At 38.4% G+C, this 19,971-nt stretch carries 14 protein-coding genes and 1 pseudogene; 11 read left to right on the forward strand and 4 right to left on the reverse strand.

The window, feature by feature from the left end; genetic code table 11:
• Positions 1-22 precede the first annotated feature (22 nt).
• Positions 23-721 (forward strand): aspartate/glutamate racemase family protein, encoded by a 699-nt coding sequence (locus ACZ5B7_RS04060; protein WP_464492754.1) that lies wholly within the window; start codon positions 23-25, stop codon positions 719-721.
• Positions 722-978: 257 nt separating this feature from the next.
• On the opposite strand, the gene ACZ5B7_RS04065 is transcribed toward ACZ5B7_RS04060, so the two are convergent.
• The 3 genes and pseudogenes from ACZ5B7_RS04065 to ACZ5B7_RS04075 all read right to left on the reverse strand — a co-directional run bounded on the left by ACZ5B7_RS04065 (position 979) and on the right by ACZ5B7_RS04075 (position 3,703).
• On the reverse strand, positions 979-2,748 hold the full coding sequence (locus ACZ5B7_RS04065) for a GMC family oxidoreductase (protein WP_464492755.1): 1,770 nt from the start codon (positions 2,746-2,748) through the stop codon (positions 979-981).
• Between the two features lie 365 nt (positions 2,749-3,113).
• A pseudogene (locus ACZ5B7_RS04070) lies at positions 3,114-3,278 on the reverse strand (signal peptidase II); the annotation flags it as partial.
• A 146-nt stretch (positions 3,279-3,424) separates the two neighbouring features.
• Complete coding sequence (locus ACZ5B7_RS04075; protein WP_423800795.1) at positions 3,425-3,703, reverse strand: HU family DNA-binding protein; 279 nt, start codon at positions 3,701-3,703, stop codon at positions 3,425-3,427.
• A 415-nt stretch (positions 3,704-4,118) separates the two neighbouring features.
• Here ACZ5B7_RS04075 and ACZ5B7_RS04080 point away from each other — a divergent pair, with 415 nt between their 5' ends.
• The 5 genes from ACZ5B7_RS04080 to ACZ5B7_RS04100 all read left to right on the forward strand — a co-directional run bounded on the left by ACZ5B7_RS04080 (position 4,119) and on the right by ACZ5B7_RS04100 (position 9,997).
• Positions 4,119-4,319: a cold-shock protein gene (locus tag ACZ5B7_RS04080; RefSeq protein WP_191273077.1), complete on the forward strand. Its 201-nt coding sequence runs from the start codon at positions 4,119-4,121 to the stop codon at positions 4,317-4,319.
• Positions 4,320-4,833: 514 nt separating this feature from the next.
• Entirely contained in the window at positions 4,834-5,373 is a 540-nt protein-coding gene (locus ACZ5B7_RS04085) for a hypothetical protein (RefSeq protein WP_464492756.1), read from the forward strand.
• A gap of 202 nt (positions 5,374-5,575) precedes the next feature.
• Positions 5,576-7,036, forward strand: a complete 1,461-nt coding sequence (locus tag ACZ5B7_RS04090) for a CoA-acylating methylmalonate-semialdehyde dehydrogenase (protein ID WP_464492757.1) — start codon at positions 5,576-5,578, stop codon at positions 7,034-7,036.
• A gap of 297 nt (positions 7,037-7,333) precedes the next feature.
• A complete protein-coding gene (locus tag ACZ5B7_RS04095) occupies positions 7,334-8,185 on the forward strand; it encodes an aminoglycoside phosphotransferase family protein (RefSeq protein WP_464492758.1) in 852 nt (283 codons plus the stop codon).
• 231 nt (positions 8,186-8,416) lie between these two features.
• Positions 8,417-9,997, forward strand: coding sequence for a phytoene desaturase family protein (locus ACZ5B7_RS04100; RefSeq protein ID WP_464492759.1), 1,581 nt, complete (start codon positions 8,417-8,419; stop codon positions 9,995-9,997).
• Positions 9,998-10,259: 262 nt separating this feature from the next.
• On the opposite strand, the gene ACZ5B7_RS04105 is transcribed toward ACZ5B7_RS04100, so the two are convergent.
• The gene (locus ACZ5B7_RS04105) at positions 10,260-10,478 is read right to left on the reverse strand and encodes a Ger(x)C family spore germination C-terminal domain-containing protein (RefSeq protein ID WP_464492760.1); all 219 of its coding nucleotides are present in this window, start codon (positions 10,476-10,478) and stop codon (positions 10,260-10,262) included.
• A 78-nt stretch (positions 10,479-10,556) separates the two neighbouring features.
• Between ACZ5B7_RS04105 and ACZ5B7_RS04110 the strand changes: the two genes are divergently transcribed.
• From ACZ5B7_RS04110 to ACZ5B7_RS04130, 5 genes are all read left to right on the forward strand, one after another.
• Positions 10,557-10,844 (forward strand): hypothetical protein, encoded by a 288-nt coding sequence (locus ACZ5B7_RS04110; protein WP_464492761.1) that lies wholly within the window; start codon positions 10,557-10,559, stop codon positions 10,842-10,844.
• Between the two features lie 89 nt (positions 10,845-10,933).
• Positions 10,934-12,877: an alkyl/aryl-sulfatase gene (locus ACZ5B7_RS04115; RefSeq protein ID WP_464492762.1), complete on the forward strand. Its 1,944-nt coding sequence runs from the start codon at positions 10,934-10,936 to the stop codon at positions 12,875-12,877.
• A gap of 95 nt (positions 12,878-12,972) precedes the next feature.
• Positions 12,973-15,654, forward strand: coding sequence for a Ger(x)C family spore germination protein (locus tag ACZ5B7_RS04120; protein WP_464492763.1), 2,682 nt, complete (start codon positions 12,973-12,975; stop codon positions 15,652-15,654).
• 42 nt (positions 15,655-15,696) lie between these two features.
• Complete coding sequence (locus tag ACZ5B7_RS04125; protein ID WP_464492764.1) at positions 15,697-16,788, forward strand: GerAB/ArcD/ProY family transporter; 1,092 nt, start codon at positions 15,697-15,699, stop codon at positions 16,786-16,788.
• 365 nt (positions 16,789-17,153) lie between these two features.
• Positions 17,154-19,739 carry a PBP1A family penicillin-binding protein gene (locus tag ACZ5B7_RS04130; protein ID WP_464492765.1) on the forward strand — a complete coding sequence of 862 codons (2,586 nt, stop codon included), beginning with the start codon at positions 17,154-17,156 and terminating at the stop codon, positions 19,737-19,739.
• Positions 19,740-19,971 lie beyond the last annotated feature (232 nt).

The raw sequence follows: 19,971 nt of genomic DNA on the forward strand, positions 1-19,971 counted from the left end.
GATCTGATGGGAGGCTGAAAGGATGAAAAAGGTTGGAATTGTTGGAGGTATCGGGCCAGAAGCGACAGTAGATTACTACCAAACGATCATTTCAAAATTTCAAGAAAAGATAGGAAGTAAAGAGGAATTACCAGAACTCTATATCAACAGCATTAATATGTACAAGATGTTTCGAATGCTTATGAATGGACAGACAGAAGAGGTCATTCATTATTTAACGGATGCTGTTCAAAAATTAGAAAGTGTTGGAGCTGATTTTGTGGTCATGTGTGGAAACACACCGCATATTGTTTTTGACCAAATTCAGCAAAACGTCCAAGTTCCTATGATCAGTATTGTAGAGGAAACATGTTTAAAAGCACAGGAATTGAGCTTAGAAAAGATTGGCCTAATCGGGACGAAGTTTACGATGGAAAATGATTTTTTCCAAAAGCCATTTGTATCTCATAACATAGAGATTGTCGTGCCAAATCAATCGGAACAGGAATACATACATAGAAACATTGTTGAGGAATTGGAAAATGGTATCGTGAACAACGAAACTAAAGAAGGTTTTTTAACGATAATCAAGCAAATGATAAATCGAGACGGTATACAGGGCATCATATTGGGCTGCACAGAACTTCCTATGTTGATCAAAAATGAGGATTTAACGATCCATTCTTTAAATACAGCGGAAATTCATATTAATAGGATTGTTGATAACATTTTTGAGGACTAAACTCATTGACCCGGAATAAAAAAAGCCAGATAATATCACCTGGCTTTAAAAAACATTTTACCAACTTCTATAAGTTTATCTCTATGAAAAAGAAATATCCGAAACTTTATCGATATTTAGGTAGGTTCTCCCTTGTCATTGCATTGAATATATTTATAGGGCTGATTAAGGGGGGTTATTAAAGTTTAGCTATGAAGAATTTTACTTTTGTAGTGAATATCACTAGCATAATTGGAACTGGAACGTTTATCGGAATCTTAGTCAGAACTAGAACTTTCATCGCTGCTTTCTTCAAAGCCGTCAAAATCCTCAAAATCCTCATCGTCCAACACATACGGATTAGGATTAGTTTGAATGAATCGTGCGGCATTTAACCCTATCATTTGGGCCGCCAGGGAAGTGTTTCCATCTGGTAAAATGGGTGCAATTGAGATATCAGCTACTTTAAGATTGACGGTACCAAACACATCAAGGAATTTATTGACCACCCCATCTTGAATACTTTTCCCCATCTTACAATGCCCTCCATAATGGAAGAAATTCGAATAAGATGCTCTAACAAAATTCTTAAGCTTGTTTCTATCCATGAACACGTCTTCTGTAGGATAGACAAATTCTCCAATCCCGCTGTCTGGCTGTGATTTTACCTTTTTAATAATATTAAACATATTAATATACTGATCCACCAAGAAATCTAAATCATTTTCTTGCGTCAACGGATCAAAGGAAAACGACGGAAGTGCTTCAGGATCGCTATGGGAGGCCTTAATGCTGCCCCTGCTATTTGGGTTGAGGTCGATCAGGCCAAAACTCATGATATTAATCGTTTTAGTTAAATCCAATTCCCATCCATTTTGCGCTACATCTGATGGAGGAAGAAAGAGGGGAGCAGGTGCACCAAGAATTTGAAGACGGCGGCCCTCCAAGCTTTCCTTATGCTCTGCTTTAAAAGCACTGAGGAGAAGCGGTTGATTAAAATCTGCGAATAAGATTGGACTAATTTTGGAAGTATCTACTTCAACTCCAAGTCCTGCATAGGCGTGTGTTTGCAAATGGTTGCCTACGTTTGAATTTGCAACTAAAGATGTAATCCCTGCATCAATCAAATCAGCTGGATGGCCGATCCCAGATCGTTGCAGGATGGTTGAGGAGAAAAAACCGGCCGAAATGATCACACCTTTTCGGGCGAAGCTTTTGTGGGAAACACCATCCTTGACATATTCAACTCCCATGGCAATAAGCTTTCCATGCTTTTTCTTAAATAATACTTTGTTCACCGTTGTTTTAGCGAAAATAACTAATTTTCTTTTGCCTACCCCAAACTCATCTGGATGAAACTCGTTACCTTGCGTAACAATACTCTCATTTAAATATCCTGTTGCAGTCGATGAACGGGTAATGGGCTCGTTGCCAACCTCCCTCTGGGTATATTGACCTTTGTAAGTAGTACAGTCCCTTACGCCATTGTTATAATCCTCGACAATCGGAATATCTAATACTTCTGCCGTTGCATTTGCTAGCCTTTGTATCAGTCCATCCGGGTCAGAGGGAATATGCTGTTGTCTAATATATATTGGCCCTTGTGTTCCCCTCTCTATAGGTACCGTGGGGTCTGTGCTGCCCGTATAGGTTTCATTTTCGATAAAAAGAGGGCGAACATGCTCGTAGTTCCATTCGTCACTTCCGGAAATCGAAGCCCATTCGTTATACAGCTCTTTACTTCCGCGCACAGCATACATATCGTTCACTTCCGAGCTCCCGCCAATGACTCTCCCATTCACCGTAACAAGCTGCCTTCCAAGCATAGACTCTAATTTAGATATAAGGTTGAAGGCGTACTTATTATCACTGGCATTCTGGACGGCATCTAAAATGAACGGGTTCTTTAGCTTTTCCGTGCTATTGATTCCTGGCTCAAGAACTAGTACAGAAGTACGCAAATCATCGGTTAATTTCTTAGCGACTACCCCTCCTGCGGTTCCTGCGCCTATCACAATATAATCAAAGACATTCTTTTTTTGTCCCATTTAATCTTTCTGCCTACTTTCTTATAAATATATGAAACTTCTGTATTATGATATGTGGACAAGCTCAATTTGGCATAGGTAAAGTTGCTAAGGCAGACAACTCATTTCATCTTTGACATCACCACTGGTGAAATTTCGATGTATTCTGTACAAGGTTTGTTAAGTTTTGGGAAAATTATTTGAGGAATCATTATTTTAAGAAGCAATTTGGAAAGAAATAAGCAAATAGTTAAAGAATACAAAAACGGGCACAGCTCCTTATTAAGGAATAATGCCCCCATTTATGGGACCGTAGTCAATCGATGTTTGTTTAATGTTAGATAGTCTTTTGTATTATTTAATCACCAAGGCATTTGTAGGAAAATCTAGTGCTTCTTTTTCAGCCATCCAACGACCCCATAAATAATTAGCAGGAACGCCCCTATCTCGATCGCATGGTCGGCCAAGTTAAGAATTCCGCCAGAGCGAATGATAAAATCTGTCACCTGCCCAAACAAAAGTCTATCAATTCCATTTCCAATTGCTCCTCCGACTAGGAATTCAAAATACTTCCAATCTCATTTTGCCAAGTTATTCTATCCTAATTGCCTCTCTAGTAGATTAACCATGTAGAGACCAAAATAAAAAGTGATGGATCAAGACCATCACTTTTTTTGTTATGTAGTTATGCTAGTGCTTATTTACCAGCTACAGCATCCTTTAATTGCTTTCCAGGCTTAAATGCAGGTACTTTTCCACCTTGGATTTCAATTTCCTCTCCTGTTTGTGGGTTGCGTCCTTTACGAGCAGCACGTTCACGAACTTCGAAGTTACCGAAACCAATTAATTGGACTTTATCTCCATCTTTTAATGCTTGCGAAATAGAATTGAAAATTGCATCTACAGCTTTACTAGCATCTTTCTGGGTTAGTTCGGAAGTCTGAGCCACTTGACTCACAAGATCTGTTTTGTTCATTGATAACACTCCTTTAAAATACACTGATCCCTTAATGGGCGTACATCATTTTTACCACATCGTACATAAGTTCGCAAGTTATAACTATTTTGTATCTTGTTACTTTTTGCTAGAACATTACTTAAAAGTTTATTCTAAACAATTTTCTGAGCCATATCCTGCTCATACAACTATAGGTGGTGCATCACTGCCTCTTGGTGCACGTTGAAATCGACATGATAGCTAGAAGATAAAATTCAGGTAAAATTTAAAGAATTAGGGTTCCTTGCAAATAATTTCAAAAAATGTTATTCTAAATATGAATTATTTTTGTTCGGTGTAAAGGATAGTATTAGTAAAAACTTTTCGTCTTGATGATCACTGAGAGCAAGGATAGTAATACATTGGTGTGCTAACACACTAGGAGGCAACAAACATGGAAAAAGGTAAAGTAAAATGGTTTAATGGCGAAAAAGGCTTCGGATTCATCGAGCGTGACGGTGGAGAAGACGTATTCGTTCATTTCTCAGCTATCCAAGGCGAAGGGTACAAAACATTAGAAGAAGGTCAAGAAGTGACTTTTGATGTTGAGCAAGGACAACGTGGAGCACAAGCAGCTAACGTTCGTAAAGCTTAATTATAATGCCAAACATGGACAGACTCTTTTTTAGAGTCTGTTTTTTATTTGTCTTAGAAAAACAAATAACCCCACTCAGGTAACGAGCAGGGTACTTGAAAACAGTAAATCAAATGGTAAACCAAGTGTAGCATATAAATGGTGGATTACCTAATTTCTTTTTATTTTTTTACAAAGAGACTAACCAGATAGGTAACTTGATGAGAATAATAATGGGACAATAAAAACGGATGTTGTGACCCTTCAAGCAATAGTTAAAGTCACTTATCAGAAATAGCGAATACTGAATAACACTTTTATATAATGACCCAATGTGTTCGAGCTCCTTTAAAGGAGTTCGCTTTTTCATAAATAGATTTCTATAATTTATAGTCCATTAGATTTATTTGCAAAAAAGTATATTGGAAATGGTATATAGTTCAAAATATTAAGGTTGCTGAGGCACCCCTTTTTATTGGACTAACAGGACAATGCTGGATTTTTGTAGAATAAAGATAAGAGGGGGGATAGGTTTTTGGTAATTAAGAATAAAAAGATTTTTTATGTTGTTTTGGTAATCATAGTACTTATTTTAATAACATTCATATTAAAAGCTACGAAGAAAGAGTATGGTAATGATGAAGAATCTATCTTAAAGGTAATCAGATCAATTGACGGATATAACTCTCAATCCATACAGATATTGGAAATTAAGGATATAAAAAAAGAACGGGTTGTTCCATTTTTACTAAATAATAATCCTGGTTATATTCAATTTACCAAGAATAAAAGAGGGGACTATGAATGGAATCATATTGAGAAGAGGGAAAATCAGTCTTTCGCTTCTTTCCTGGTCCATCTCCAAGGTGAGGAGTTACCTAATTTAAAGTTTTTGTTCGTGACTAATGAACATAATGAGATTGCAAAAGTAGAATTAGACGTGAACGGTCAGATCTTTAAACAGGAATTTAAAGTACACGAAAGTTCAGCAGCGTGGATCGATTTGCCTAAACATAAATCTGCGGAATATAAATATAAGTATTATGATGAAAACGGAAATTTAATCGATGAATAGGAAAAGGTTTATAGGCTTTATTTTTACAAAGGACATCATTGGTTCTTGAACAAAGGGACAATATCGCAAAGGAAATAAATTAATAAGCCAAAAATAGGCAAGTTTTTGTACATTACTTGCGTTTTTGGCTTTATTAAAATAATTGTATTATACAATAATAGTAGCTTTATAATATCAGCGTACGGAAAGGGGAGAAATATTCATGTCAGCAACAGCTGAAACGAAAACATTAAAGAACTTTATCGGGGGAGAATGGGTCTCTTCTGTATCTGAAAAAACAGAGGCTGTTCCAAATCCGGCAACAGGTGAAACATTAGCGAACGTACCGCTGTCAATCCGTGAGGATCTTGATCGTGCTGTAGAAGTGGCGAAGGAAGCATATCAGTCCTGGAAAAATGTCGCTGTTCCTAAACGTGCCAGAATTCTATTCCGTTATCAGCAGCTTCTTGTTGATCACTGGGATGAGCTCGCCCGCTTGATTACGATGGAAAACGGAAAAAATTATGATGAGGCATACGGAGAGGTGCAGCGTGGAATCGAGTGCGTGGAATTTGCTGCAGGTGCCCCGACACTTATGATGGGTACTCAGCTTCCTGACATCGCAACAGGAATCGAGTCAGGAATGTACCGTTACCCAATTGGGGTTGTCGGCGGTATCACACCATTCAACTTCCCCATGATGGTTCCTTGCTGGATGTTCCCATTAGCGATTGCTTGCGGTAATACGTTTATTTTAAAACCTTCTGAGCGTACACCATTGCTTGCAAACCGCCTGGCTGAATTGTTCAAGGAAGCAGGACTTCCAGATGGCGTACTGAACGTAGTTCACGGTGCGCACGATGTCGTTAACGGAATCCTTGAGCATCCAGATGTGAAAGCCATTTCCTTTGTTGGATCACAGCCGGTTGCAGAATATGTCTACAAAACAGCTGCTGCAAACGGAAAACGCGTTCAGGCTTTAGCTGGTGCGAAAAACCATACAATCGTTCTTCCTGATGCAGACCTAGATTTGACTGTTACAAATATTATCGGCGCAGCTTTCGGTTCTGCTGGTGAGCGCTGCATGGCTTGTTCAGTGGTTGTAGCGGTTGGGGATGTTGCGGATGAATTAGTCAGCCGCCTTGTGAAAGCTTGTGAGGAAATGACAATCGGCAACGGCCTTGAAAAAGGCAGCTTCCTCGGACCAGTAATCCGTGAAGCCCATAAGGAACGTACCGTTAAATACATTGAAATCGGTGAATCTGAAGGTGCCATTCTTGTTCGCGACGGACGTAAGGATAAGGCAGTAAATGGTGAAGGTTACTTTGTTGGTCCAACAATTTTTGATAACGTGAAACCTGGTATGAAAATTTGGCAGGATGAAATTTTTGCACCTGTCCTATCCATTGTTCGTGCTGAAACTCTTACAGATGCAATTGAAGTGGCAAACCAATCTGATTTCGCTAACGGCGCTTGCCTGTTCACGGATAGTGCGAAAGCAGTTCGTGAATTCCGTGAAAATATCGACGCAGGAATGCTTGGGGTCAATATGGGTGTCCCGGCTCCAATGGCCTTCTTCCCATTCTCTGGCTATAAAAAGTCATTCTACGGCGACCTGCATGCAAATGGTAAAGATGGTGTAGAATTCTATACTCGTAAGAAAATGCTTACGGCAAGATATTAATAGAATTCGGAGAAACTTTGAGTGGTGAGAGGGGACTACGGATTCCTGCTATAATTAGCGGAAACTGTAGTCCCTTTTTAATTTTTACTCGTGGGTAAGTTTTCTTTGTAATGTTTGTTACTTTTTGAGGGAAAATACAAGCCATCCGAACTAATCTCACTGCTATAATAATGATATAATTGGAAAATTTAAAGATCGCCGGTTCGGTCGCATATAGCTTCTCTATACGACTGAATGATTAAGAGATTGCGGGTTCGGTTTAATTTAAGAAGAATAAGTAGAAGCTGGAGTGACATAATGGATATTCAAAAGATAATTTTAGACCTCATTCATAGCGGAATGATTGATTCAGAACCAATAGAATATGAAAAATTAAATGGGGGCACTGTTAGTAAGGTCTACCTGCTTAACAGTAACAACACGAAATATGTTGTTAAATTAAATGAACCAAAAATTATCGAATCAGAGGCAAATTTTCTTAATACTTACAATGAATCAAATTTGTTACCTAAACTGCTATTCGTGGAAAAATCATATAAGTACATAGTGTATTCATTCATAGAAGGGTCAACCAATTATCTTCCAAATAACAAAAAGGATATGCTCATGGCACTTGTACAAAAACTTCTAAATCATTATAAGTCCGTTCCTGATATGGGGTGGGGTTGGGCTGATGAACCAACAGATTCTTGGCAGAGTTTTCTTATGAACAATATAATTGAGGCAAATAAAATTATCGATTCCCGATTAGATAGTAGTGAACATACCTTCGTTCTTAACCTCTTGGAAAAAATGAATACTGATAGAAAACCATACTTATTACACGGGGATTGCGGGGTCCATAATTTCATTTTTAGTGACGGACGGCTAAGCGGGGTCATTGACCCAACCCCTGTTATTGGCGATCCTCTCTATGATCTAATCTATTCCTTTTGCTCCTCTCCAGATGATTTGACGAAAGAAACCATTGATTCAGCACTAAGTGAATTGATGATAAAAAATGAAAATAATTCATTTTTATATTTAGAAGTCATGATAGGTTTATATCTTAGGTTAGGTACTTGTATTAAGCACCATCCACAAGATTTTGAGGAATATCTAAAAGCCTGGCACTACTGGAAGGACATTATTAAAGATACCTATTTATAATTGATCTTCTTCTAATGGGTGCACTTCTTTAAAAATTCGCAGCCATTTCGGTGGCCTTTTTTTTAATGTGGCAGTTCAATAGCTTTTTCGCTTTGTACACAATTTCTAGGTTAAAGGGCCTTCCTTAATGGTAGAGACGTCCTAAAATATTTTTTATTAATGTCCTATATTTAGTGCTTATTATCTAAAAACCATAATATCCTTTTACGTAGATATCGTAAAAGGAGAGATATGATGGATCAATTTGATGTCATTATTATTGGCAGCGGCCATAATGCGTTAATAACAGCTGCCTATTTAACACGGGCTGGGAGAAGTGTATTAGTTTTAGAAAAAAATGACCGTCCAGGTGGATTTTTGCGCACAGAAGAGCTGACACTGCCAGGTTTCAAACATGATGTCTATGCTGCTGCTCATCCGCTCTTTACAACCGGACCAGCGTACGCAGAGTTAAGAGAGGACTTAGAAGCACGCGGGCTTCGCTATTTAAATACAGACCTGCCGACTGGCGTTTCGATGGAAGACGGACGAACAGCGGTCCTTCCTTCTTCCTTTGAGGAGCTCATCGCTGAGGCAGAACGGTTGGCCCCTGGTGACGGCACAGCGCTGGCAGGCATGTTTGAACAGTTGAATCCTTATGTAAACGATGTTTTTGGGTTATTTAACATGGATCTTTCCAGTCCAGAAGCTGCACCTATCGTCCAGCGTTTACTTCATCAAGAGGGCGGCGTGGGTTATTCACCATTTGCAGCATCGCTCGTTTCAACGGCTCGTAATACGGTTAGTTCGCTTCAGTCACCTGTGACGAGGGCGATGCTTGCTTCCTGGGTTACTCACCTTGGCCGCACACCGGATGAGGTGGGAAGTGGAATTTGGGTGCCGCTCACCGTGCTGGCATTGATGGGCGGTGGAATGCCAATACCGGAGGGCGGCAGCGAGAAGTTAGCTCAGGCATTAGCTCAGCTGATCACGGACAAAGGCGGGGAAATTCTTACAGAGGTTCAGGTCGAGCGGATTTTAGTGGAAAATGGTAGAGCAGTTGGCGTAAGGACCTCAAAGGGGAAGAAATACCGTGCCAAACAGGCGGTCGTGGCCTCAACTACACCTGACCAGCTGTATCTCTCGCTATTAGCCGATACCGAAATGTCACCGCCACTGCGCGCGCAAGCAAAACAGTTTCGATACGGCAGAGGATGTGTACAAATTCATTTAGCTCTGAGTGAGCCGCCAAACTGGCCGGATAAGCGGTTTAACCGTGTCGGTCAGCCACATCTAACAGATGGGCTAGACGGATTTACCTTAGCTATTGCCCAAGGCGCAGCTAATCTGCTACCGTCAAATCCGACCTTTACCGTAGACTGTTCGACAAATCTTGATCCAACAAGGGCACCGTCAGGAAAGGCAATCATGCGTATTCAAGTGCTGGAAGTACCTATAAGGCCAAACGGGGATGCTGCAAATCTCATCGATGTGGGGGATGGGACATGGTCGCATGATTTGACAGAGCGTTTTACAGAACGTGTGCTAAACGTGGTCAGCAAGCATATACCAAACATCCCAAGCTCAGTCATTGGAAAATACGTAGTCACACCAGACACAATTGCTAAGTATAACCCTAATGCTGGTCCGGGGGATCCGTATGGTGGTGCACATGATTTAGGTCAGAGTTATCTATTGAGACCATTACCAGGGCAGCCGGGTCATCAGACAGCAATTCCAAATGTGTATATGCTCGGGGCCGCAACTTGGCCCGGACATGGGGTAAATGGTGGATCGGGGTATATAGTGGCTCAGAAACTATTAACACAATAAGACATATTAACTTATGGAATACAATCCAGAGTAAATTGCTCGTTTAATTGATTAAAACGTTTCATCAATTATAATAAAGGGTCCCGATTTGGGATCTATCTTAAACGTGGGCGTCCTTCAAGAAGGAGGTCGCCTTTTTCTTTTTGCACAAGAAAGATTGTGAAATGTTGTACTTAAATTCGGGGCAGGTTGAATAAGAAGGAAAACCAGCATTCTTTATAAAAGACATTCATTTTTATTGGATGTCTTCCATATTCAACTTCTAGTTTTTATTAGAATTGGAATGTTTAATTGAAATATGAAATTCAATGTCTTTAAGAAGGTCAGGCTTTGAACCGTGTACGTGATTATTAAACTTACTCCATGTATGATAGCCGTCCCTGTAAAGAGTAAGCTCTAGGTTCAAAAAATCCGTGTCGTATTTCTGTCCCATCTCATACAATTCTTGAATCTCTTTCGTGATTTTACAATTTACATACATCTGTTTTGGCTTTGATATATAGAATATTGGTTATAGATTAAAAGCGGTTTATGTAAGATAGATTGAAGAGATGTTCAATTGAAAAAAAACTGGACCATCATAACTTATTATTGGGTTCAACATGGCGGCAGCCAGCCTGGAGTGTCCTCTTATTTTGGATTTGTACCAGAAGAACATCTCGGCGTTGCGGTTCTTACCAATGCTTCAGATGCACCAAGTTATGACCTTTGGTTAGCTGCTGTGAATTCTGTTCTTGATCTTCCTCTTGATCAAAAGAAACGTATCGAACCAGTATATGAAGTTTCTCACGAAGAGCTTTTACTATTATATGGAACTTATTCTTCAGATGAGGGAGAACAAAGATGAGCCAAGGGGACTGTTCTAGTGATCTCGCTTTTTCTTTCCCAGTTAAGCTATTTGAACCGTCCCTATGGTTATATATGGGAGGTGTATGTATGCCCTTTTATGACGACGACAATAAGCTAAATGATACCAGAAAACCAGCAACAAGTAAGACTAGTTGGGTCAATAAGGCATTTTATAGGGAAATCAATTGGGGAAAGTTAAAAAGGGAACAAGCGTTAGTAAAGGAAAATCTGTTGGTGAATGTTCCTTTGCCAGTCATTCAAAGACAACATACTAATTTTTCCGTGTGGGATTTAAGTAAATATGCTTTTTTGTTAAAAGAGCAAACACCTGATACGGTTCATCCAAAGCTATGGGAACAAGCCAAATTAAACCTGCATACAGGATTATATAGAATAACAGACAATATTTATCAAATAAGAGGATTTGACATCGCCAATATTAGTTTCATTAAGGGTAAAACGGGGTGGATTGTCATTGATTGTCTAACTAGTATGGAAACCGCACAAGCTGCCATACAATTAATGCAATCATATTCAGGTGATTTTTCAATCAGTGCTATCATTATTACTCATTCACATGTGGATCATTACGGCGGGATCTCAGGAATTTTAGAAGACGCTAATATAGAATCGGTAATCGTGTATGCTCCAAAGGGTTTTATGAATTCCGTTATTGAAGAAAACATTACTGCAGGGGTAGCTATGAATAGACGTGGAATCTTTATGTTCGGGCTTCACCTGCCAAATAATGATAAAGGACAGATAGATGATGGCCTCGGTAAAACGATATCCACTGGAAAAGTAACGTTGAGGGCGAATATCGAAGAAATTTCTCCAGCTAATGATTTATCCTATGTAGAAAAGATTATTGATGGGGTCACTTTACAATTTCAACTTACTCCGGATACAGAAGCTCCTGCAGAAATGAACATTTATATTCCAAGTGAAAAGTCCTTATGTATTGCAGAAAATGCCTCCGTTACTATGCATAATTTATATACATTAAGAGGTGCCCAAGTTCGAAATCCTGTGGCTTGGGCATTCTATTTACAACAAGCCATTGATGTATTTGGTAATGAAGTAAGCAGTATATTTGGAGCACACAACTGGGCTCGTTTTGGTCATACAAATTGTATAAATTACTTAGAAAAACAAAGAGATGTCTATCAATATATCCACGACCAAACGTTACGTTTGATTAATCAAGGGTTTACTTTGGAAGAGGTTGGAAAGATGGTGAAGCTGCCCGAAAGTCTAAGTGAAGAATGGTACAACAGTTCATTTTACGGGACAGTCAATCATAATTCCAAGGCAGTCTATCAAAAATACATGGGTTGGTATAATGGAAATCCAATAGATTTAAATAAGCTCCTCCCAGGGGAATCGGCTAGAAAATACGTGGAATATATGGGGGGAGAGGAAGCGGTCCTTGAAAAAGCAAAAAAATCTTATCAGAATGGTGAATATCAATGGACAGCAGAAGTACTAAAACATGTGATTTATTCTAATCCTAACCATGAAGAAGCGAAGCTTCTATGTGCCGATGCACTAGAACAATTAGGGTATATTGCAGAATCTGGGCCATGGAGAAATGAGTATTTGATGGGCGCACAAGAGCTGCGCTATGGGAAAAGACTCATTCCAATATCGACTAGAACAAAAGAGGTATTGGATGCTATACCACTCCAAAGCATTTTGAATCTATTGAGCATTCGAATCGATGGTCAGTTAGCAGGAGATTTTGATTACAAAATAAACTTTGTGATTCCTGACCGAAAGGAAGCGGCATCAACGGAAGTAAAACGTGGAATTTTTAGATATTTGAAGAATGAGTTATTCATTGGTGCCGATGTAACGGTTACGATGTGGAAAGAAACATTATACAATCTAGTTACAACGAATAATCATACCAATAATTCTATTATCATTATCCAGGGAGATAAACATATATGGCAATCTTTCCTGGGAGTAATAGATAAAATAGACCCTAATTTTAATATTATGACGCCAAAGGATCCCATAGCGGAATAAATCAAGAGCGCAGGTTCTCCATGTTGAGTCCTGCATATTTTTTTGCTTTCAAGAGATACTAACTTAACAATACCAATTAAACCCAGGTGATGAAAATGACTGGTAACAAAGACACTTCGAGTGATCTTGGTAACAATATACATGCCATAAGGACGATTCTGGGGGAAAGTTCCGATCTTCAAATAAGGGACATTTTGTTGACGCGTAAAGATAAGAAAGCAGCCGTGTTGTTCATCGATGGAATTGTAGATTCAAATTCCATACAGGAGTACATTTTGGAACCTTTATTAACATATCCATTTCCCAATTTCCAAATAGATGAAGAACTGCTTTCCTTTTTGGAGTCAGCGGTTATTCAAACAAAAAAAATTACACGAGTGGAAAATATAAATCTTGCTTCAGTTGAGTTACTGACAGGCAAAACGCTGATTATAGTGGAAGGATGTAGTACAATCCTTTCAACAGATACGACCAAATGGAACGGGCGCAGTATTGAAAGTCCTAAAGGACAGCGTGTTGCAAAAGGACCAGACCAAGGTTTCAATGAAAATAGGAGCACCAACATATCTCTTGTTCGAAAAATAATAAAAAATCCTAATCTCAGAGTCACGACGAAACAGTATGGAACAAAAACCCATACAGATATATCTGTCATGTACTTGGAGAACGTGGTGGATAAGAAAGTGCTTCAAACCATCTATAAGCGTCTTGATAGCCTTCATTTGGATGCCGTGCTCGGAACCAATTATATAGAGTCGGTTCTTACAAAGGAGTCTATGTCTTTTTTTCCACTTATGCTCAATACCGATCGACCTGATGTGGTTGCTGCCGAAATACTTGAAGGAAAAATCGCCATCTTTGTAGACGGTACTCCATATGTACTTATTGCCCCTGCTGTATTTATTCAATTTTTCCAAACACCTGAGGACTATTATTTTAGTAATACAGGTTTCATTAATACAAGATTACTTCGTTTTTGTTTATTTTTTGTCTCATTGTATATTCCAGGTGTATATGTTGCTTTTATGACCTACCATGCAAACCTTTTGCCAGTCAAACTGTTAGTGGGATTTGTTTCACAGCGGGAGTTGGTACCATTTCCAACTTCATTAGAAGTAACCATATTAATTATTGTGATTATCGCCATAAACGAAAGTTCCACTCGGTTACAGCAAAACATTGCCGTAACCATTTCCATATTTGGTGGAATCATTTTAGGGCAGTCCGCAATAGAAGCACAATTAGTTGAACCTGCCAGTTTAGTGATTGTCAGCCTCACGTATATTTTAACAAGTGTCATTCCGATTTACCAATTGCGTATAACAGCAGCAAATATCGTTTTTTGCTTTATAGCTGCAGGTGCGGCTCTCGGTTTATATGGCATCGCTTTATTGTCACTTTTATTATTGGTTCATTTATGCTCATTGCGCAGCTTTGGAGTGCCTTATTTATCTCCTTTTGCTCCTTTGGTTGGACATGATCTAAAAGACAGTGCCATTCAGCTATCACTAGTGGAAATGACTAATGATGAGTCACAATTTATGTCTGAAGAAACGATGGAAGAGACATATAAAAGTAATAACAAGGTTAAGCTCAAGCATATGAAGTCAAATATTAATATATTTTTAGCGATAGGAATCATTTTTTCCATCATTGTAAGTAAACAAGTCCAGGACACATTGTTAAATAAACTTAGTGTGGTTTCCGCGATTGGAATTGATAAGAGTAAGGACGGATATATTGCCAGCTTACAAATATATAATCCTGCCTCTAATAGCAAAGAAGGAGCAGCTGAAACCGGTTCTTACACATACAGTGCAAAGGGAAGAACCCTCCCTGAAGCAATGGAGAGTATTCAAAATAAAGTAGCACGGCCAATTTTCTTAGATAATACGGAAGTAGCGGTAATAGGAGAAGCATTAGCAAAATCTGAAGGAATTTCTTCTATTACTAATTACTTTATGAGAGAATCCAATTTACCTGCAAACATCAGGTTTGTTATATCCAAGGGAGTTACAGCAAATAAACTGCTTCGGATCTTTACGCCTCTACAAAAAATTTCTGGAAGCAGATTCGAAGAAATGCTTATAAGAAAACGAGAGTCCTGGGGGAGGCTATCTGATATCACCTCCAATAATATAAAGGAAAAGATCGTGCAGAATCGAACGGAAGTAACCATTCCTTACATCACGATGAATGGTTCTTTTTCAAAAGGAACATCGAAGGCTAATATTGAAACGGCTACCCCGGAGACGATTCTATCATTAGAAGGATTAGCTGTTTTTCAAGATCAAAAACTTTCATACTGGCTTTCTTCTGAAGAAAGTAATTTATATGCGTTAATTCAAGGCAAAATTAAAGATACCACAATTATAACGAAGTGCCAAAAACAGAAAGGCTATGTGACATGGAAGGACGTTAGAGGTAAACCACAAATACAAATAAGTGATAATAAGGGAGTTCCTTCCTTTCACCTTCAGCTTCAAATTACAGGTAAGCTTTCTGACGTTTCGTGTAAGATAGACACTTCAAACACGAAAAACATTGCCTCCTTAGAACACGAGGCAGAACGAGAGCTTCAAAAACGGATTAATAAGTTGTTAGAAAAGACGCAAAATAAAAAAACGGATATAAAGGGATTCGGTGAAGCCTTATATAGAAAACAACCAAGAACCTGGAATAGGCTCAAAAACCATTGGAATTCTATATATTCAACCGTCCAAATTCAAACAAATGTGAGGATAAAAGTTTTAGATGTAGGAGACATTTCATCGTAAATGCAGATAAGCTTTATGGAGTGGAAGGGAAGAGATAGATGAATGGTCAAAATAGCACCGATGGAAATATTCACCTTAATGGTCAACTTTTTGCTCGGAAGTGCTATCGTCGTTGGCTGGAACTTCGATACAAAACAAGATGTTTGGATCGTGATTATTTTATCATTGATTATAGGGATCGGGATTTTCTATCTCTATATCCTTCTCTATTCTTTAGGAAAATGGAGTAACTTGATTGAAATTTTAGAATTAGGATTTGGAAAATGGCTGTCCAGAATCTTGGGATTTATGTATTGTCTATACTTTTTATATATTGCAGGAAGAGTGTTAAAGGATTTCTCTTTTTTCATCGGATCAGTGCTTTTTAACAATGTCTCTTTTTGGATGATTTCGTTTACCTTTCTGTTCGTGGTGTCCTATTGTTGTTATCTCGGTATTGAAGCGATAGCAAGAAGTTCTTTGATACTATGTGCGTTTACCGGTGTGATTATTTTCGTACTCATTGTGTTCGGATATATTTCTCCCTTCTTTGAAATCAGCCGATTAACTCCCGTTTTCAGAACAAGCTGGAAGCAGGTAATTTCTTCTGTATTCCCAACTGGATTAACCTTTCCATATGGCGAACTCATCGTATTTACGATGTTATTTCCGTATGTAAACGATAAAAAGATCTTACGAAAATACGGCTGGATTTCGATTTGTATCACTGGTGTACTGCTGCTTTTAGCAGGTGAGATGATGCTCGGCTTATTAGGTTCAGAAACCGTTACCTCGTATGTTTTTCCATTTGTAAAGGCGTTGGAACTAACCAGCTTATTAGAGATTTTACCTCATATAGAGGTTATGGCTGTTATTATCAATTTAATAGGTGGATTTGTAAAAATTTCTGTGTTTATGTACAGTGGGCTAATGATACTGGAGAACTCCTTTCCAAAGACAAAGCGAAATCGACTACTAATCATCGCGGCAGCCATAACGTTCTTATCCACATTTATTTTGTCTAAAAATATTTTTCAACACTTGTTTATTGGATTAAAAATTGTTCCGCTTTATATGCATATTCCCTTTCAAATTCTTATACCTGTAATCTTAGTCTTAATTTTGGTTATAAAAAAATATATAAACCAAGTGTGAACCATGGGGACAGTTCTCATGGCTTTTTTCTTGGAATTTTTCTTAAATTGATGCAATAGACAATTGATTAATAATGTAGTTCAAACGAGTGTCAATGTGCACTCGTTTTGTCATTAGGAATGAAAATGCACATTTAATAAATATTTTTCCATACTTGAAATTGACTCTTCCATAATGATTTTAATTAATTTAGCCAGCTGGCAACCCATAAATAGTATCGGGGTGGAGATAATAATACTTATACCTTTTCGCTTTGAAAGTTCTTGGATGATCGCAACTTTTATTTTAAAAACACCACAGGAACGGTTCGCCTCGTTCAAATCGGGCCGTCTTGGCCATGGTCTTGAAAGGTAGGAGAAAGAAACATGACAGAAAATGATTGGTCTCGGACTGAGCGGAGAAAAAATATACAAGAACAACAACAAAGTTCTTCAAAACAGGATGAGAACAAGAGGCCAAGAAGAGGATTTTGGAAAAAATTCTTATACATTTGTCTTACACTCGGAATTGTACTGTTCTTGTTTGGAGTGGGCGCTTTTTACTGGATCATTAAAGACGCTCCTAAGTTTGACGAAACGCTATTGAAGGATCCTTTATCTTCCAAATTTTTTGCTAGTGATGGGAAAACCGTCATTGCCGAAATCGGTAAAGAGAAACGGAATGAAATTAATATTAAGCAAATACCTGATGTCTTAAAAAATGCTGTTTTGGCCACAGAGGATGCCCGTTTTTATCAGCATCATGGAATTGATGTTAAACGTACTCTTGTTGCTGTTTGGACGAATATTACAACTGGTTCTTCTCAAGGCGGCAGTACGATTACACAGCAAGTTGTGAAAAATTCTTTTTTATCAATTGAAAAAACCCCTACAAGAAAAGTGCAGGAATGGTATTTAGCCATTCAATTAGAAAAAAAGTTCTCTAAGGATCAAATTCTAGAAATGTATTTTAACAAGAATTTATATGGTAATGATGTATATGGCGTCGCAAAAGCGGCCGAAAGGTTCTTCGGGCTTGGTCCCGATGAGTTAAATAAATTAACACTGGAACAAGCAGCACTCCTTGCCGGGATTCCACAAAGTCCCAATAACTATACACCTACTGTTGAAAATAATCTTGATGCAGCAGAAAAACGCAGAAATATGGTTCTTTATTATATGAATAGACATGGATATATTTCTAAATCAGAAATGGAGAAAGCACAAAGTACACCAATTGAAGATACATTAAATATTCAAAAAGCGGCATCAAATAAATATCAAGCCTTTGTTGATACTGCCATTTCAGAAGTACAAGAAAAAACAGGTGGGAATATTTTTGAAGATGGATTAGAAATTTACACTACCATTGACCCAAAAATCCAGCAAGTTACGGAAGATGTTCTTTCAACAAATGATTATATCGATTTTCCAGGTAATGATAAGCTGCAAACAGCTGTTATCATTGCCGAGACCCAGACTGGAGCCATTAAAGCCATTGGCGGAGGAAGAAATTATCAAACCGGCAAATTTAACTATGCAACAAGGATTAAACGTCATCCTGGTTCTACGATTAAACCAATTCTTGACTACGGCCCAGCCATTGAAAAATTCAAATGGTCAACTGGACACATAATAAAAGATGAGAAGTATCAATACTCAAATGGAACCCCTATTCGAAATGCAAGTCATACCTATGCAGGAGATAAAACGATTAGAGATCATCTGGCCTGGTCACGTAATATTCCTGCATTAAAAACATATCAGGAAGTTGGAGCAGACTATGCCACTGATTTTGCCAATAGCCTTGGTTTTCCTATTACAGAATCTCAAAAAGCAAATGAATCGAATGCAATAGGCGCCATTGATGCAGCATCTCCTTTAAATATGGCTGGAGCGTATGCAGCTTTCGGGAATGGAGGTTACTATGCAGAACCATTTACTGTTTCCAAAATAATTTATCCCGATGGAACGGAAAAGAACTTAGCTTCAAGTAAAAAGAAAGTAATGGAAGACTCTACTGCCTTCCTCATCACAGATATGTTACGTACTGTGGTGGATTCAGGTACAGGAACCATGGCAAATGTTAGCAGTCTTGATATAGCTGGAAAAACAGGAACAACCAGCTTCGATCAATCAGCAATAGAGAAATACGGTTTACCTAATAATGCGACAAGAGATGCATGGTTTGTAGGTTATACACCGCAGTACACAGGTGCTGTTTGGACAGGCTACACAGAAACTACTTCTTCAGATGACTATTTAGGAGGAAAAAGCGAGCACTTCTCTAAATTAGCGTTTAAAGAGATTATGTCACGAGCAGCTACCAGCACGGAAGGATTTATACAACCAAGCAGTGTTGGAAAATTAGGCAAGGAATACTATGTACAAGGCGGAGAAAAGCCACCAGCACCTAAGATTGATAAACCAACCAATGCTCAGGCGAAATATGATGAAGCTTCAGATAGCATTCAATTATCATGGAATTATGCTTCTGAAACCAGTTCAGAAACAACCTTTGATGTTTCTTATACAGTAGGTGGAATGACAACAAAACTAACATCCACAAATGAAAGCCAAGCAGTACTTCAAAGCCCGGAGAAAGGAAAATCATATACATTTACAATCGTTGCCATTTCTGAAGAGATAAAAAGTGATCCAGCATCTGTTTCAATAACAGTTGAAGAAAAAACAGAAGTGCCAAACAGTCCAACCAATTTGCAAGCTTATTTTGATAAAAACTCTAATAATATTGTTATTAGCTGGGACAACAATAATGCCATTACTCAAAATGTCAAATTTACCGTTTGGTTTACTGTGAATGGCCGTACGTATAGATTGAGGCCCATCTCAGAAACACATGCAACGTTAAGTAAGCCTAAACCAGGTCAAACTTATGTCATTTCTGTTACAGCATCAAATGATGCAGGTACCAGTGCCCCGGCCGCTACTTCAGTTACAGTTGGATACTAATACTGAAAGTAGTAACGAGAAACACCACAGGGACGGTTCATAACGGGGGTATCGGAAGTTTTGCGCGCAAAAAGGCAGAAATTATTAATGAATGTGAAATATTTTATTTAAGCTAAAGGGGGCGATTGTCAAATAAGAGCAGTCGCTTTTCTTGTTTCACTAACGGATGCAGTTTAGTTAAATTAGGAATGGTCGAAGAAAGGCTTTTGTCTAATAACCTCAAGGGGTATCT

The organism is Neobacillus sp. S1115 (assembly GCF_055385565.1).

Coding starts and splice junctions, on each gene's coding strand:
- ACZ5B7_RS04060 (WP_464492754.1), top strand. CDS start 23: ATGAAAAAGGTTGGAATTGTTGGAGGTATCGGGCCAGAAGCGACAGTA.
- ACZ5B7_RS04065 (WP_464492755.1), bottom strand. CDS start 2,748: ATGGGACAAAAAAAGAATGTCTTTGATTATATTGTGATAGGCGCAGGA.
- ACZ5B7_RS04075 (WP_423800795.1), bottom strand. CDS start 3,703: ATGAACAAAACAGATCTTGTGAGTCAAGTGGCTCAGACTTCCGAACTA.
- ACZ5B7_RS04080 (WP_191273077.1), top strand. CDS start 4,119: ATGGAAAAAGGTAAAGTAAAATGGTTTAATGGCGAAAAAGGCTTCGGA.
- ACZ5B7_RS04090 (WP_464492757.1), top strand. CDS start 5,576: ATGTCAGCAACAGCTGAAACGAAAACATTAAAGAACTTTATCGGGGGA.
- ACZ5B7_RS04095 (WP_464492758.1), top strand. CDS start 7,334: ATGGATATTCAAAAGATAATTTTAGACCTCATTCATAGCGGAATGATT.
- ACZ5B7_RS04100 (WP_464492759.1), top strand. CDS start 8,417: ATGATGGATCAATTTGATGTCATTATTATTGGCAGCGGCCATAATGCG.
- ACZ5B7_RS04105 (WP_464492760.1), bottom strand. CDS start 10,478: ATGTATGTAAATTGTAAAATCACGAAAGAGATTCAAGAATTGTATGAG.
- ACZ5B7_RS04115 (WP_464492762.1), top strand. CDS start 10,934: ATGCCCTTTTATGACGACGACAATAAGCTAAATGATACCAGAAAACCA.
- ACZ5B7_RS04120 (WP_464492763.1), top strand. CDS start 12,973: ATGACTGGTAACAAAGACACTTCGAGTGATCTTGGTAACAATATACAT.
- ACZ5B7_RS04125 (WP_464492764.1), top strand. CDS start 15,697: ATGGTCAAAATAGCACCGATGGAAATATTCACCTTAATGGTCAACTTT.
- ACZ5B7_RS04130 (WP_464492765.1), top strand. CDS start 17,154: ATGACAGAAAATGATTGGTCTCGGACTGAGCGGAGAAAAAATATACAA.